Origin of the sequence: Streptomyces sp. NPDC002467, from assembly GCF_042889825.1 — a bacterium.
Taxonomy (GTDB): Bacteria; Actinomycetota; Actinomycetes; order Streptomycetales; family Streptomycetaceae; genus Streptomyces.
Map to the genome: position 1 here is coordinate 177,688 of NZ_JBIARJ010000018.1, position 14,090 is coordinate 191,777.

A 14,090-nucleotide genomic window follows, 5' to 3' on the forward strand; every position below is an offset into this window, starting at 1 on the left:
CACCCGTCCGCCGCCCCGACGGCGCTCCGCGCCGTTTTCAGCCCGTCCGGCGTTTGAGGACCGGGGTCCGGGGCGGAGCCCCGGGGAACGGTGGAAGGGCGGGTAGGGGACGGCTCCGCGCAGCGGTACCCCGGCCCGGGCGGCATCGGGGGCCGGGCGTGCGCCGGGGCACCTCCTCGGGCGTCGCACCCGGTGCGGTACCGGCAAGGCGAGCGGGTCGCGTTCGACGCCCTGCGGGGGCGCCCCACCGCACACCCGACCCCGACCGCGCGGGAGTGTCACGAGGGCCGGAAACGCCGGGCACGCGGGGGCACCCGGTCCGCACTTGTCCCCGAAGGGAACCGTCAGGCCAGGCCTCGGCGGGCCACCGCCGGGGGGCGGTGGCCCTGGATCGACGCGACCATGTCGAGGATCTGCCGGGTCTCGGCGACCTCGTGCACGCGGTAGACCCGCGCCCCGAGCCAGGCCGAGACGGCCGTCGTGGCCAGGGTCCCCAACAGGCGTTCCTTGACCGGCCGGTCGAGCGTCTCGCCGACGAAGTCCTTGTTGGACAGGGAGACCAGGACCGGCCAGCCCGTCGCCGTCATCTCGTCCAGCCGGCGCGTTGCCTCCAGCGAGTGGCGGGTGTTCTTCCCGAAGTCGTGGCCGGGGTCGATCATGATCGCGTCCCGCCGGACGCCCAGCGCGGCGGCCCGTTCGGCGAGGCCGACCGTGACCTCCAGGATGTCGGCCATGACGTCCTCGTACTCGACGCGGTGCGGCCGCGTCCGCGGCTCCGCCCCGCCCGCGTGGGTGCAGACAAGCCCGGCCCCGTAACGCGCCGCGACCTCCGCCAGCTTGGGGTCCACCCCGCCCCACGCGTCGTTCAGGAGGTCCGCCCCGGCCTCGCAGACCGCCTCGCCGACCTCGTGCCGCCAGGTGTCCACGCTGATCACCACGTCGGGGTGGCGGCGGCGGACCTCGGCGACGAAGCCGACCGTACGGCGGGCCTCCTCGGCCGCGTCCACGTGTTCGCCCGGGCCCGCCTTGACCCCGCCGATGTCGATGATCGCGGCGCCCTCGGCGACCGCCTGCTCGACCCGGTCCAGGGCCGGTTCGTCGAGGAACGTCGCGCCCTGGTCGTAGAAGGAGTCCGGGGTGCGGTTCACGATGGCCATGATCACCGGTTCATGGGTGTCGAACTCGCGCCTGCCCAGTCGCAGCATCCTGCTCTTTCCTCCTTCGGCGGCCCCCCCGCCTCATCTGCGACCTTAACCTGAGGGTCGGAGTCTCTCGTGGGGAGTGATCGTGTTCTTCTTCTTGATGATCGCGCTGGTCGTGGTCGTGGCGGCGGTCACCCTGGCGGTGATCGGCGGGGGCTCGGAGGCGGTCCTGCCGGAAGCGGAACCGGACCGGGTGGCCGACGCGCTGCCGGAGACCCGGCCCGTCGTAGGGGCGGACATCGACGCGCTGCGGCTGCCCGTCGCGGCGCGCGGGTACCGGATGTCCGAGGTGGACGACGTACTGGACCGGCTGGCGGCGGAGCTGGCGGAGCGCGACGCGCGGATCGCCCAGCTGACGGCCCGGGTCGAGGCCGAACCGCAGGACGCGGTTCCGGCGGGCCAGGTCGACCTCACGAAGCACGCCGAGTGATGGGCGCCGCGGTCGCGGGCCCGGACGGGGCGCTGCGCTGCCCGTGGGCTCTGTCCACGGGGGCCACCGGAGAATACGTCGAGTACCACGACACCGAGTGGGGCCGCCCCGTCCACGGCGACGACGCGTTGTACGAGCGGCTGTGCCTGGAGGCCTTCCAGTCGGGCCTGTCGTGGATCACGATCCTGCGGCGGCGGGAGGGCTTCCGGAAGGCCTTCGCGTCGTTCGAGATCGCGGCGGTCGCGGAGTTCGGGCCGGCGGACGCGGAGCGGCTGCTGGCGGACGAGGGGATCATCCGCAACCGGGCCAAGATCGAGGCGACGCTGGCCAACGCGAAGGTGCTCGCCGGGTGGGAGCCGGGCGAGCTGGACGCGCTGATCTGGTCGTACGCCCCGGAGGAGCCCGGTCCGGCCCCGCGCACCATCGCCGACGTCCCGGCGGTCACCGACGGGTCCACGGCGCTGGCGAAGGCGCTGAAGAAGGCCGGGATCCGGTTCGTCGGACCCACGACGGCCTACGCGCTGATGCAGGCCTGCGGGCTGGTCAACGACCACCTGGCCGACTGCGCCTCCCGCGAGGTCCGGGCCTCGCGGGAGACTGGCTCTCAGCGGCCCAGGTAGTTCGGCGGCTGCTTCGCGAGGAAGGCCTGGACGGCGATGGCGTGGTCCTCGGAGGCGCCCGCGCGGGTCTGCAGGACGTCCTCGTGCTCCAGCGCCTCGGCGAGGGAGTGCGAGGCCCCGTAGGCCAGGGACTCCTTCAGCGCGGCGTAGGCGACGGTCGGGCCGGAGGCCAGGGCGCGGGCCACGGCCTCGGCCTCGGCGCGCAGGGACTCCGCGGGCACCAGGCGGTTGACGATGCCGAGCTCGAACGCCTCCTGCGCCTTGATCGAGCGCGGGAAGAGCAGCAGGTCCGAGGCGCGGGAGGCGCCGATCAGGCGGGGGAGGGTCCAGGAGACCCCGGAGTCGGCGGTCAGCGCGACCCCGGCGAACGAGGTGTTGAAGGACGCGGTGTCGGCGACGACGCGGAAGTCCGCCGCCAGCGCGAAGCCGAAGCCGGCTCCGGCCGCGACGCCGTTCACGGCGGCCACCACGGGCTTGGGCATCTCGGTGAGGGCGCGGACGATCGGGTTGTAGTGCTCGGAGACCGTGCTCATGGTCAGCGTGGTGCCGCTCTCGCGGTCCGAGGCGAGGTTCCCGATGTGCTCCTTGAGGTCCTGGCCCACGCAGAAGGCCCGGTCGCCGGACGCGGTGAGCAGGACGGCCCGTACCGCGGTGTCGGCGGCCGCGGCCCGGACCGCGTCGCGCAGGGCGACCTTGGCCTCGGTGTTCATCGCGTTCATCGCGTCCGGGCGGTTGATCGTGATGGTCGCGAGTCCGTCGGTCACTTCGTAGAGCACGCTGTCGGCCATGGCAGGGGGTCCCCCTTCGTCGCGGGCTTGACTACCGGCCGGTACCGGCCGGTGCAAGGGCCAGCATGGCGGACCCGGAGGCGCCCGCACATGTGATGTGCGTCAAAGAAAGGGCACCGCGCGAGGGCGAAGTATCGCAGGCGGGTCCCCGAAATGAGTGGTTTTGGTCGAGCGCGTTGCCGAAGCGTTCACCGTTGAGGTTGGTCATCGGGTCCTGACATGCGGGATAATGGCCGGGAAGCAATGTGTTCGATGCCGGGTACTAGGCGCCTGAACGGGGCCGTCGGCTGACGATGAGCTGGTTTCAGGAAGGGGAACGAGCATGGCGGCCATGAAGCCGCGGACGGGCGACGGCCCGCTCGAGGTCACCAAGGAGGGGCGGGGCATCGTCATGCGCGTACCGCTCGAGGGCGGCGGTCGGCTTGTCGTCGAGCTGACCCCCGACGAGGCGGACGCCCTGGGTGACGCCCTGAAGAAGGTCGTCGGCTGACACGTCGGCACCAACTGCATTCCGCATTCTCTGCGCTGCCCCGATCGCTCCGTGCGGTCGGGGCAGCGTTGCGTCCGGGACCGGATATTTGGTGTATTCGGCGTATTTGGGCGTACCCGATCTTCGGAGATGTGACGTGACGTTCTCCCCGCCCGTGCCGCCCCCCTTCGTGGACTGCACTCCCCGCGAGAAGGCGGCACGGGTCCTCACCGACGCGCTGGCGCCGGCGAACCTGGTCGTGGCCTTGCTCCTGCTGATCGGCTGGTTCAGCACCGGGTCCTGGTCCGGCCTCGGCTGGGGGCTGCTCGCCGCCCTGTTCTGCGGGGTGGTCCCGATCGGGATCATCGTCCTCGGGGTGAAGCGGGGCGCGCTCACCGACCAGCACATACGGGTCCGGCGCCAGCGGATGGTCCCGATGGCGCTGAGCCTGGTCTCCGTCGTCGTCGGGATCGGCCTGCTGTACGCGCTCGGCGCCCCGGCGGACGTCTTCGCGCTCGTCGTCGCGATGCTCGTCGGGCTGCTCTCTTCCCTCGCCGTGACGGTGGGCTGGCAGATCTCCATCCACATGTCGGTGGCCGGCGGCACCGTGATGATATTGCTGCTCGCCTTCGGACCGGTGGTCCTCCCGGCGGCCCTGCTCGCCGCCGCCGTCGGCTGGTCCCGGCTCGTGTTGAAGGCGCACACGCCGGCCCAGATCCTCGCGGGCACCGCGCTGGGCGGCACGGCGGCCCTGACCTTCGCGCTGCTGCGCTGACGGGGCCGGGACGGACGGCCTGCGGCCTACCGGCTCAGCGGCGTACGGCGCACAGCAGCCCGTCGCCCACCGGGAGCAGCGCGGACTCCAGTGCCGGGCTCTCCCGGACGCTCCGCAGCAGCTCGCGGACGCGGAGCACCTCCACCGGCTGGGCCGCGGAGTCGACCGTGCGGCCGTCGGAGAACACCCCCTCGAAGCAGACCAGTCCGCCGGGTCGCAGCAGGCGCAACGATTCGGCGAGGTAGTCGAGGGACTCGGTCGGGTCCCCGTCGCAGAAGACGAGGTCGTACCCGCCGTCCGCGAGCCGGGGCAGGACGTCGAGGGCGCGGCCCGGGATGAAGCGGGCGCGGTTGCCGGCGAAACCTGCGGCGCGGAAGGCCTGGCGGGCGAAGGCCTGCCGGTCCGGTTCGGGATCCACCGTGGTCAGCACCCCGTCGGGGCGCATTCCGTGGAGGAGGTGGATGCCGGAGACGCCGGTGCCGGTGCCGATCTCGGCGACCGCCTTGGCGTCCGCGGTGGCGGCCAGCAGGCGCAGCGCGGCCCCGGTGCCGGGGGAGACGGAGCGCAGGCCCGCTTCCCTGGACCGGTCGCGGGCCCACCGCAGAGCGTCGTCCTCGGCGACAAACGCGTCGGCGAACGCCCAGCTCGTCTGCCGGTTGCCGGTAATGACCCTCTCCTGTCCCCATAGTTGGCGCAACGGTGACTGTATCCGTTGACGTCGGGAACCCGCAGATGGGACCGGGCGTTGTGAAGGGTGGAGACGGGATCAGAAGGGGCGCTGCCGGGCAGATCGACGCCTTCGGCCCCTGTGTGACCTAAGACCCGCGTAAAGATACTGCAAAAAGGCTTATCCGGAGCTGACAGAGGGGGTGGCTATGGTAGGGACTCCGCTGGACACCACCAGAGCCGACAGGGGAGGTGCGGCTGCGCCTGTGGATCGTGGAGGCGTGTTCAGACGCTTCTTCTGGTCGGCCGGTGAGCCGAAATCCGTGACCTACATTGCTGACAGCTTCCACACCGCCACCGCAACCACCGCGACCTTCGCCGCCGATGCGGGCTCGCAGGCGTGGACCCCTCCCTCATGGGAGGAGATCGTCAGCACGCACAGCGCGCGGGTCTACCGCCTTGCCTACCGTCTGACGGGCAACCAGCACGACGCCGAGGACCTGACCCAGGAGGTCTTCGTCCGCGTCTTCCGCTCGTTGTCCACGTACACGCCCGGCACCTTCGAGGGCTGGCTGCACCGCATCACCACGAACCTGTTCCTCGACATGGTCCGCCGCAAGCAGCGGATCCGGTTCGACGCGCTCGGCGACGACGCCGCCGAGCGGCTGCCGAGCCGCGAGCCCTCCCCGCAGCAGGTCCTGCACGACACCCACTTCGACGCCGACGTCCAGCAGGCGCTCGACACCCTCGCGCCCGAGTTCCGCGCCGCCGTGGTGCTCTGCGACATCGAGGGCCTGTCGTACGAGGAGATCGCCGCGACCCTCGGAGTGAAGCTCGGCACCGTCCGCAGCCGCATCCACCGCGGCCGTTCACACCTGCGCAAGGCGCTCAAGCACCGGTCCCCCGAAGTCCGTGCGCAGCAGCGCGCGCTGGCGGGGGCGGCGGTGGGCGCACCCGGTGCCGGGGGAGAGGGCGGAGCCGAGTGAGCGGAGTCGGTCCTTCCCCCGCCGAGCACCACCTGGGCGACAGGCTCGCCGCCCTGGTGGACGGGGAGCTGAAACACGACGCCCGCGAGCGGGTGCTGGCCCACCTGGCCACGTGCCCCAAGTGCAAGGCCGAGGCCGACGCGCAGCGCCGGCTGAAGAGCATGTTCGTGGAGAGCGCGCCGCCGCCGCTGTCCGCCGGGCTGCTGGCGCGGCTCCAGGGGCTGCCGGGCGGTGGTCCCGACGGCCCGTCGGGCGCCATGGGGTCGACCGGCGGGCCGGGTCCGTCGGGAGCGGCGGGCGACCAGCCGACCGATCCCTTCGGCTCGTTCGCGTACGCCCTGGCGCGGTCGGGCGTCCCGTCGCAGCCGTCGGGCTTCCGCATCCACGAAGTCGCCCGCCCGCGCCGCCGGTTCGCCTACGTCGCGGCGGGAGCGGTGTCGCTGGCCGCGCTCGCCCTGGGCGGGACGCTGCCGATGGACACCGTCGAGCCGAACGTACGGGGGGAACAGCCCGCGCCCGCCTCCCGGCCCGGCCCCGTGGTCTCCGTCGCCGACGCCGCCGTCCGTGACCGCGACCGCGACCGCGAGCGGGACCGGGGTCGCGAGCCGGTGCCGCCGCCCGGCATCGGCCCGACCCTCCTGTCGACCCTCGCGACCCCGCTGCCGCCGCTGCACCCCAGCCCGCCGGCCACACCCCGACCGGTCTCCCTGCTGCGCTGACCCGGGACCTGATTGAATCTGCGGCACATGCGCATAGGTAGGCGGGGAGCGCCCATGGCCGACAGGCAGCAGACCGAACCGGCTCCGTCGTGGTGGAGCCGGCCCGAGGGCACGGCCGAAGGCCGCCACGACACGGTTCCGGCCCCCAGGCCCGAAGGCCGGCCGGAGGTTGGTCCCGAGGACGGTTCCGAGGGCGCGGCTTCCGGCGCGTCCGGGGACCGCACCGCGGAGGCGGCGGGAGTCGGGGACGCGGAGCGGCCCCGCGCCGTCCGGTACGACCCGTGGGGCACCCAGCCCCTCCAGGCGCCCCTCCAGGTGGTGGACCGCGGCCGGGAGCGGCGCGGGTTCGGGCTCTGGCAGGTCGTCGCCCTCGCCGTGGGCACGGCCCTGCTCGCGGGCGGTGTCGGCGGGTACCTCGGCGTGCTCGCCGAGCGACAGAGCAGCACCCGGCTGGAGCTCCCCCAGGCGGGCGTCGCGGACAAGGGCCGGGCGCCCGACAGCGTGGCCGGGATCGCGGCCACCGCACTGCCCGGGGTCGTGACCCTGCACGTGCGGAGCGCGAAGGGCGGCGGCACGGGCACCGGGTTCGTACTCGACCAGCAGGGCCACATCCTGACCAACAACCACGTCGTCGCCGACGCCAAGGAGATAGCGGTCACCTTCGGCACCGGCGAGAGCGTCACCGCCGAGTTGGTCGGCCGCGACTCCGGATACGACCTGGCCGTGGTCAAGGTCAGCGGCGTGCGCGGGCTCCAACCCCTGAGCCTCGGCAACTCCGAGAACGTGCGGGTCGGCGACCCGGTGGTGGCCATCGGCGCCCCCTTCGACCTCTCCAACACCGTCACGGCCGGCATCATCAGCGCCACCGGGCGGCCCGTCACCGCGGGCGGGGACAAGGGCGACGGCAGCGACATCAGCTACGTCGACGCACTGCAGACCGACGCCCCCATCAACCCCGGCAACTCCGGCGGCCCGCTCCTCGACGCCAAGGCCCACGTGGTCGGCATCAACAGCGCGATCCGCGGCGCGGACAAGGACGACCCCGACCGGCAGGGCGGCTCCATCGGCCTCGGCTTCGCCATCCCCATCAACCAGGGCAAGCGCGTCGCCGAGGAACTCATCCGCACCGGCCACGCCACGCACCCCGTGATCGGGGTCACCCTCGACATGGAGTACACGGGCGACGGAGCCCGGGTCGGGGACAAGGGCGAGGACGGCAAGCCGTCCGTGGTCGCCGGCGGGCCCGGCGCGCGCGCCGGGATCAAGGCCGGCGACGTCATCACCAAGGTGGACGGACAGCGCGTGCGCGGCGAGGACGAGCTGATCATCAAGATCAGGTCCCACCGCCCGGGCGACAAGCTGACGCTGACCGTACGGCGCGGGGGCCGGGAGGAGACCCTGGAGGTCGTCCTGGGGTCGGCGAACGGCTCGTGAGCACCGCATGACGGCGGGGTGAAACCGGTACGGGCCGAGCACGCAGGTATGGGCGTGCGGACAAGGGCGGGTACCGTGTGTGCGGGCCCGCAGTGAGAGAGACCGAGGAGCGGCAGGGTGTTCAACGACATAGGCGCACTCGAACTCGTCACGATCGTGGTGCTCGCGATCCTGGTCTTCGGCCCGGACAAGCTGCCCAAGGTGATCCAGGACGTCTCCGGGGTCATCCGGAAGATCCGCGCGTTCTCCGACAGCGCCAAGCAGGACATCCGCTCCGAGCTCGGCCCGGAATTCAAGGACTTCGAGTTCGAGGACCTGAACCCGAAGACGTTCATCCGCAAGCAGCTGACGGAGAACGAGGACCTCAAGGAGATCCGCAGCAGCTTCGACCTCCGCAAGGAGCTGCACGACGTCACCGACGCCGTCAACGGCAAGGAGGCCGACGCGGCCGCCGCTTCGGCCGGCGCCTCCGCCACGCCCGCCGGCACCGGCCCCGACCTGCTGAAGAAGCCCGCCTCCCCGCCCGCCGAGCAGCGCGCCCGCTTCGACGCCGACGCCACGTAGGGGCTGCGCTTGCCCGCCGATCCCGGGTCCGGTGGCTATCCTCCATCTGTCCGGATGTAGGACGCCCGAGGGGGGCGGGCCGTTCCGGACCCCACGGAACGAGAGGCCGCCCCATGGAGACGACGAGCAGTAGCCGGGTAGGTGCGCAAGCCCCCGAGGCCACCGCGCCCGCCCCCGCCGCCGAACCCGCGCAGGATCCGCAGAACGCCCCGCAACAGCCGCAGCAGGCGCAGCCGCCGCAGGAGGGCGCCGCGCCCGTCCCGGCGGCCCGCCGGACCGTCGAGGGCTACCTGAGGGCCGAGTTCCCCTGGTACGGGCTGGACGGGGCCTTCACGGGCCCCCGCTGGCTCATGCAGGTCGGGACCGGCGCCGACGGCACCGTCGAGCACGGCTCCACCGGCCACGGCGACGAGCCGTCCGCGCGGGGCGAGATCGCCACCGGCGAGAAGGAGCGCTTCGCAGTGGTCGTCACGGTCGCGAGCAACCCGCTGCGCCGCAGCGGAGACGGCACCGGCGTCCTGGAGGCCACCTCGGTCTCCTCGGCGGCCTGGCTGGCCGGCTCCGGACTGCTGGCCTACAGCTGGCCCGGCCAGATGGACCACGCCCTGCGCAACGACTGGCTCGACCAGCAGACCGAGGCCGCGTGGGAACTCGCCGACGATCTCGACGGCGAGGACTGGTCGACGCTGTCGCTGCCGGTGGACGGGGAGCCGACGCCGTTCCACTACCGGGAGTCCGAGTTCGGGTGGGTGCTCGCCGGGTCCACGCGGGGCGGTGTGCATCTGGGGGCGTACGGGCGGGGGATGAGCGCGTACGGGCTCGGGTTCTCGGTCATCGCGGATCTCGGCGCGTACGAGTAGTCCGGGTTACGGGTACGGGAAAGGGCACCGCTGGTCGGCGGTGCCCTTTTCGCTGCGCGGCCCGGTGCGGGCCGGTGGTCGGGTTGTGCCCACCCGTTCCGCCCCAGCGGAACGACTGCCCACAACCCGTCTCAGAACTTGTTCTTCGGGGTGATGCCCAGGGACATGCCGGAGAGGCCTCGGGCTCGGCCGCCCAGTTTGCCGGCGATCGCGCGCAGGGCCGCGCCGGCCGGGGAGTCCGGGTCCGCCAGGACGACCGGCTTGCCCTCGTCGCCGCCCTCGCGCAGGCGCACGTCGATCGGGATGGAGCCGAGCACCGGGACGGTCGCGCCGACCGTCTTCGTCAGGCCGTCGGCCACCTTCTGGCCGCCGCCCGAGCCGAACACGTCGACCATCTCGTCGCAGTGCGGGCACGGCAGGCCCGACATGTTCTCGACGACGCCGACGATCTTCTGGTGGGTCTGCACGGCGATCGAGCCGGCCCGCTCCGCGACCTCGGCCGCGGCCTGCTGCGGGGTGGTGACCACGAGGATCTCGGCGTTCGGGACCAGCTGCGCCACCGAGATGGCGATGTCGCCCGTACCCGGCGGGAGGTCCAGCAGCAGCACGTCCAGGTCGCCCCAGAACACGTCCGCGAGGAACTGCTGGAGCGCGCGGTGCAGCATCGGGCCGCGCCACACCACGGGCGCGTTGCCCGGGGTGAACATGCCGATGGAGATGACCTTCACGCCGTTCGCGGACGGCGGCATGATCATGTTCTCGACCTGGGTGGGGCGGCCGTCGACGCCCAGCATGCGCGGCACGCTGTGGCCGTAGATGTCCGCGTCGACCACGCCGACCTTCAGACCGTCCGCCGCCATCGCGGCGGCCAGGTTGACGGTGACCGAGGACTTGCCCACGCCGCCCTTGCCGGACGCGACCGCGTACACACGGGTCAGCGAGCCCGGCTTGGCGAAGGGCACCTCGCGCTCGGCGGTGCCGCCGCGCAGCGTGGCCGCCAGTTCCTTGCGCTGCTCGTCGCTCATCACGTCGAGGGTGACCGCGACGGAGGTCACGCCCGCGACCTTCCCGACGGCCTCGGTGACCAGCTGCGTGATGGTCTCGCGCATGGGACAACCCGACACGGTCAGGTAGACGGTGACGGCGACCGCGCCGCCGTCGCCGATCTCCACCGATTTCACCATGCCGAGTTCGGTGATCGGCCGGTGGATCTCGGGGTCGTTCACCGTCGCCAGCGCGTCCAGGATCGCGTCCTGCTCGGGCACGGCGGCGTCGGCGGCGGAGCTTGTGTCGGTAGCCATGCCCCGATGGTACGGCTCGGTAGCAGGGCTCGGGAAAGCCCGTCAGCGGTCGCCTTCGTCACGTTCCTGCGGGAATAGCCGGCGCTCGTCCATCTCCTTGATCAGGTCCTGGAACTCGGACCGGATCCAGTCGCGCGTCGCGACCTCGCCCAGACCCATCCGCAGGGCCGCGATCTCCCGCGTCAGGTACTCGGTGTCGGCGATGGACCGCTCGTTCTGCTTGCGGTCCTGCTCCAGGTTGACCCGGTCCCGGTCGTCCTGCCGGTTCTGCGCCAGCAGGATCAGCGGAGCCGCGTACGAGGCCTGCAGCGACAGCATCAGCGTCAGGAAGATGAAGGGGTACTCGTCGAACCGCAGGTGCCCCGGCGCGAAGATGTTCCACAGCACCCAGCAGATGATGACGACCGTCATCCAGACGATGAACCGGCCCGTGCCGAGGAACCGCGCCACCCGCTCCGACAGCCGCCCGAACGCCTCCGGGTCGTACTCCGGCAGCAGCCGGCGCCGCGACGGCCGCGGCACGTCGAGCCGGACCCGCGACCGGCCGAGCGCGCTCGAACCGCTCGCCGAGGCCGCCTTCGCCCGTTCGCCCCGCTCGAAGGCGGAACGTTCCGCCCGCTCACCCGTCTCCACCGTCAGCCCGAGCTCGCGCGCCTGGGCGCGCGCCCGCTCGCGCCGCTCGCGGATCTGCTCACGGCGTCGCTCGCGCGCCTGTTCCTTGTCGCCGCGCCCCCGTTCAGTGGCCACCCACGGCCTCCTCGGAGTGGAAGTCCTTCTCGCGCCAGTCGTCCGGCAGCAGGTGGTCCAGTACGTCGTCCACCGTCACCGCGCCCAGCAGCGAACCGCTCTCGTCCACCACAGGCACCGCCACCATGTTGTACGCGGCCAGGTAGCTGGTCACCACCGGCAGCGAGGCGTCCGGACGCAGCGGCGGCAGGTCCGTGTCCACGATCGAGCTCACCAGCGTGAACGGAGGATCGCGCAGCAGCCGCTGGAAGTGCACCGTGCCCAGGTACTTGCCCGTCGGCGTCTCGTCCGGCGGCCGGCACACGTACACCTGCGCCGCCAGCGCCGGCGACAGGTCCGACTGCCGTACGCGGGCCAGCGCGTCCGCGACCGTCGCGTCCGGACGCAGCACGATCGGCTCCGTCGTCATCAGACCGCCGGCCGTGTTCTCCTCGTACGACAGCAGGCGCCGCACGTCCGCCGCGTCGTCCGGCTGCATCAGCGTCAGCAGCCGCTCCTTGTCGTCCTCCGGCAGCTCGGACAGCAGGTCGGCCGCGTCGTCCGGGTCCATCGCCTCCAGGACGTCGGCGGCGCGCTCCTCCTTCAGCTTGCCGAGGATCTCCACCTGCTCGTCCTCGGGGAGCTCCTCCATGACGTCCGCGAGCCGGTCGTCGTCGAGGGCGTTGGCCACCTCGGCGCGACGCTTCGGAGTCAGGTGGTGCAGGACGTTCGCCACGTCGGCCGGGCGCATCTGCTCGAACGTGGCGACCAGGTTCTCGGCGCCCTGCCCGTGCTCCTCCAGCGAGAAGCCCGTCACCGCGGACCACTCCACCGTCAGGGTCTCGCCGCGCCGGCGCAGCGCGCCGACCTTGCCCTTGCGCACGAAGATCCTGTCGATCTCCCAGTCCCGACGGGCCGGCAGCTGCTGGATGGCCACGTCCAGGACGGTGACCTCCTCGCCGGTCGCGGTCAGCGTCACCCGACGGTCCAGCAGCTCGCCGAGGATCAGCCGCTCGGTGGGGCGCTGTTCGAAGCGGCGCATGTTGACGACACCGGTCGTGATCACCTGGCCGGACTCCACGCCCGTGACGCGGGTCATCGGCAGGAAGATCCGGCGCCGGCTGACCACCTCGACCACCAGGCCCAGCAGGCGTGGCGGCCGTCCGCCGACGCGCAGCATCGCCACGAGGTCGCGGACCCGGCCCACCTGGTCGCCGTTGGGGTCGAAGACGGGCACACCCGACAGATGCGAGACGAAGATCCGCGGGGCGCCACCAGCCATCCGAGCGCCTCCAGACGCGTCCATCAACAGTCCTGCCGCCCCTCAGGCTAGCCCGTGCCCGGTGCAAGCGTCCTGGTGGGGCGGTCCGCGCGGGTACCGCGGCGGTGCGGTGCCGGTCGCCGGGGCGCGGTCGTGGCCGGCGCTACGGCGCCAGGTACGCTGCCTGCTGCTCACAGCCGAGCCGCGTGCCGGCACGCCCGCACGCTTCGCACGCCCGCCCGCACGACGAGAGGCACTTGCCCGTGACCGCCTACTTCCCTGCCGCGCGCCTGCGCCGGGCCGCGTTCATCGGTGCTCTGTGCGCGGGACTCGCCGTCACCGGCACGGGCTGCGGCTCGGACCCGGACGAGGGGACGAACGGGGTCGGAAAGCTGTCCGCGGACAAGATCGAGGCGAAGGCGAAGGCGGCCGCCACGGGCGCCGACTCGGTGCACCTGTCCGGCACGCTGGTGAGCGGCGGCAAGTCCTTCACCCTCGACATGCGGCTGAAGTCGGACGGCGGTTCCGGCGAAGTGAAGTCGAAGGACGACACCTTCCAGCTGCTGCGGGTGGGGGAGCAGCTGTACCTGAAGGCGAGCGCGGCGTTCTGGGGGCAGTCCGACTCGGCGGGCAAACTCGGCGACAAGTACGTGAAGGTGCCGGAGAGCGACCCCACGTACAAGCAGTTCCGCGGCTTCACCGACATGCACGTCCTGCTGGACGGGCTGCTGGGGCTGGAGGGCAAGCTCGCCAAGGGCTCCTACACGAAGGTCGGTCACACCAAGGCCGTGCAGGTCACGGCGGCGGATGGCAAGGGCGGCAAGCTCTCGGTGTCCCTGGAGGGGACCCCGTACCCGCTGCTCATGGAACGCGCGGGCGGTGCGGGGCGGGTGGAGCTCGGGGAGTGGGGCAAGACGTTCCCGCTGGACCCGCCGGCGCAGGACCAGACGGTGGACTACGGCACGCAGCTGCCGACGACGAAGGACCAGGCGACGGGGGGCTCCGCGGTGCCGACTCCGTCGAAGGGGGCGGGGCAGGGGGCGAACCCCACGAAGCCGTAGCCCCACGGGGCGGAGGTCGGCGCTGTGCGTCGCCGCCGCGGGGGCGACGCCCCCGGACCCCCGCGCCTCAATCGCCGGCGGGGCCGGATGGGGCTGCTGCCGCCCGCACCGTTCAGCCCGTCCGGCGTTTGAGGACCGGGGGCCGGGGCGGAGCCCCGGGGAACGGTGGAAGGGCGGGTAGGGGACTCGCTCCGTGCAGCGGCACCCCGGCCCGGGCCGGCGTCTACG

General features: G+C 72.6%; 16 protein-coding genes. 10 read left to right on the forward strand and 6 right to left on the reverse strand.

Going from position 1 to position 14,090, the window contains the following annotated elements; genetic code table 11:
• Positions 1–344: 344 nt before the first annotated feature.
• Positions 345–1,205 (reverse strand): dihydropteroate synthase, encoded by an 861-nt coding sequence (gene folP / locus ACFYYJ_RS31620; RefSeq protein ID WP_389137492.1) that lies wholly within the window; start codon positions 1,203–1,205, stop codon positions 345–347.
• Positions 1,206–1,287: 82 nt separating this feature from the next.
• On the opposite strand from folP, the gene ACFYYJ_RS31625 reads away from it, so the two are divergent.
• Both ACFYYJ_RS31625 and ACFYYJ_RS31630 read left to right on the forward strand, forming a co-directional pair.
• The gene (locus ACFYYJ_RS31625) at positions 1,288–1,632 is read left to right on the forward strand and encodes a DivIVA domain-containing protein (RefSeq protein ID WP_385133347.1); all 345 of its coding nucleotides are present in this window, start codon (positions 1,288–1,290) and stop codon (positions 1,630–1,632) included.
• On the forward strand, positions 1,632–2,252 hold the full coding sequence (locus ACFYYJ_RS31630; protein WP_385133344.1) for a DNA-3-methyladenine glycosylase I: 621 nt from the start codon (positions 1,632–1,634) through the stop codon (positions 2,250–2,252). The genes ACFYYJ_RS31625 and ACFYYJ_RS31630 overlap by 1 nt, the downstream gene beginning before the upstream one ends.
• Here ACFYYJ_RS31630 and ACFYYJ_RS31635 read toward each other — a convergent pair.
• Positions 2,237–3,040 (reverse strand): enoyl-CoA hydratase/isomerase family protein, encoded by an 804-nt coding sequence (locus ACFYYJ_RS31635; RefSeq protein WP_385133342.1) that lies wholly within the window; start codon positions 3,038–3,040, stop codon positions 2,237–2,239. The two genes, ACFYYJ_RS31630 and ACFYYJ_RS31635, sit on opposite strands and share 16 nt — an antisense overlap.
• A gap of 322 nt (positions 3,041–3,362) precedes the next feature.
• Between ACFYYJ_RS31635 and ACFYYJ_RS31640 the strand changes: the two genes are divergently transcribed.
• Positions 3,363–3,530 (forward strand): DUF3117 domain-containing protein, encoded by a 168-nt coding sequence (locus ACFYYJ_RS31640; RefSeq protein WP_003966491.1) that lies wholly within the window; start codon positions 3,363–3,365, stop codon positions 3,528–3,530.
• Between the two features lie 136 nt (positions 3,531–3,666).
• Complete coding sequence (locus ACFYYJ_RS31645; protein WP_389137495.1) at positions 3,667–4,284, forward strand: hypothetical protein; 618 nt, start codon at positions 3,667–3,669, stop codon at positions 4,282–4,284.
• A gap of 34 nt (positions 4,285–4,318) precedes the next feature.
• Here the strand turns inward: ACFYYJ_RS31645 and ACFYYJ_RS31650 are convergent, their stop codons facing one another.
• Positions 4,319–4,981 carry a class I SAM-dependent methyltransferase gene (locus tag ACFYYJ_RS31650; RefSeq protein ID WP_360867549.1) on the reverse strand — a complete coding sequence of 221 codons (663 nt, stop codon included), beginning with the start codon at positions 4,979–4,981 and terminating at the stop codon, positions 4,319–4,321.
• Positions 4,982–5,159: 178 nt separating this feature from the next.
• Between ACFYYJ_RS31650 and sigE the strand changes: the two genes are divergently transcribed.
• The 5 genes from sigE to ACFYYJ_RS31675 all read left to right on the forward strand — a co-directional run bounded on the left by sigE (position 5,160) and on the right by ACFYYJ_RS31675 (position 9,513).
• Positions 5,160–5,936: an RNA polymerase sigma factor SigE gene (sigE, locus tag ACFYYJ_RS31655; RefSeq protein ID WP_389137497.1), complete on the forward strand. Its 777-nt coding sequence runs from the start codon at positions 5,160–5,162 to the stop codon at positions 5,934–5,936.
• On the forward strand, positions 5,933–6,655 hold the full coding sequence (locus tag ACFYYJ_RS31660) for an anti-sigma factor family protein (RefSeq protein ID WP_385365616.1): 723 nt from the start codon (positions 5,933–5,935) through the stop codon (positions 6,653–6,655). Before sigE ends, ACFYYJ_RS31660 begins: the two co-directional genes overlap by 4 nt.
• A 54-nt stretch (positions 6,656–6,709) precedes the next feature.
• Positions 6,710–8,089, forward strand: a complete 1,380-nt coding sequence (locus ACFYYJ_RS31665; RefSeq protein WP_389137500.1) for a S1C family serine protease — start codon at positions 6,710–6,712, stop codon at positions 8,087–8,089.
• A 117-nt stretch (positions 8,090–8,206) separates the two neighbouring features.
• On the forward strand, positions 8,207–8,653 hold the full coding sequence (locus ACFYYJ_RS31670; RefSeq protein WP_385365620.1) for a sec-independent translocase: 447 nt from the start codon (positions 8,207–8,209) through the stop codon (positions 8,651–8,653).
• A 113-nt stretch (positions 8,654–8,766) separates the two neighbouring features.
• Positions 8,767–9,513: a hypothetical protein gene (locus ACFYYJ_RS31675; protein WP_385365621.1), complete on the forward strand. Its 747-nt coding sequence runs from the start codon at positions 8,767–8,769 to the stop codon at positions 9,511–9,513.
• Positions 9,514–9,644: 131 nt separating this feature from the next.
• Here ACFYYJ_RS31675 and ACFYYJ_RS31680 read toward each other — a convergent pair whose 3' ends face one another.
• The 3 genes from ACFYYJ_RS31680 to ACFYYJ_RS31690 all read right to left on the reverse strand — a co-directional run bounded on the left by ACFYYJ_RS31680 (position 9,645) and on the right by ACFYYJ_RS31690 (position 12,822).
• Positions 9,645–10,814 (reverse strand): Mrp/NBP35 family ATP-binding protein, encoded by a 1,170-nt coding sequence (locus ACFYYJ_RS31680; RefSeq protein ID WP_385133328.1) that lies wholly within the window; start codon positions 10,812–10,814, stop codon positions 9,645–9,647.
• Between the two features lie 42 nt (positions 10,815–10,856).
• Positions 10,857–11,453, reverse strand: a complete 597-nt coding sequence (locus tag ACFYYJ_RS31685; protein ID WP_385133350.1) for a DUF1003 domain-containing protein — start codon at positions 11,451–11,453, stop codon at positions 10,857–10,859.
• A 97-nt stretch (positions 11,454–11,550) separates the two neighbouring features.
• Positions 11,551–12,822, reverse strand: coding sequence for a magnesium transporter MgtE N-terminal domain-containing protein (locus ACFYYJ_RS31690; RefSeq protein ID WP_385365623.1), 1,272 nt, complete (start codon positions 12,820–12,822; stop codon positions 11,551–11,553).
• Positions 12,823–13,064: 242 nt separating this feature from the next.
• Between ACFYYJ_RS31690 and ACFYYJ_RS31695 the strand changes: the two genes are divergently transcribed.
• Positions 13,065–13,862 carry a hypothetical protein gene (locus tag ACFYYJ_RS31695; RefSeq protein ID WP_385133323.1) on the forward strand — a complete coding sequence of 266 codons (798 nt, stop codon included), beginning with the start codon at positions 13,065–13,067 and terminating at the stop codon, positions 13,860–13,862.
• Positions 13,863–14,090 lie beyond the last annotated feature (228 nt).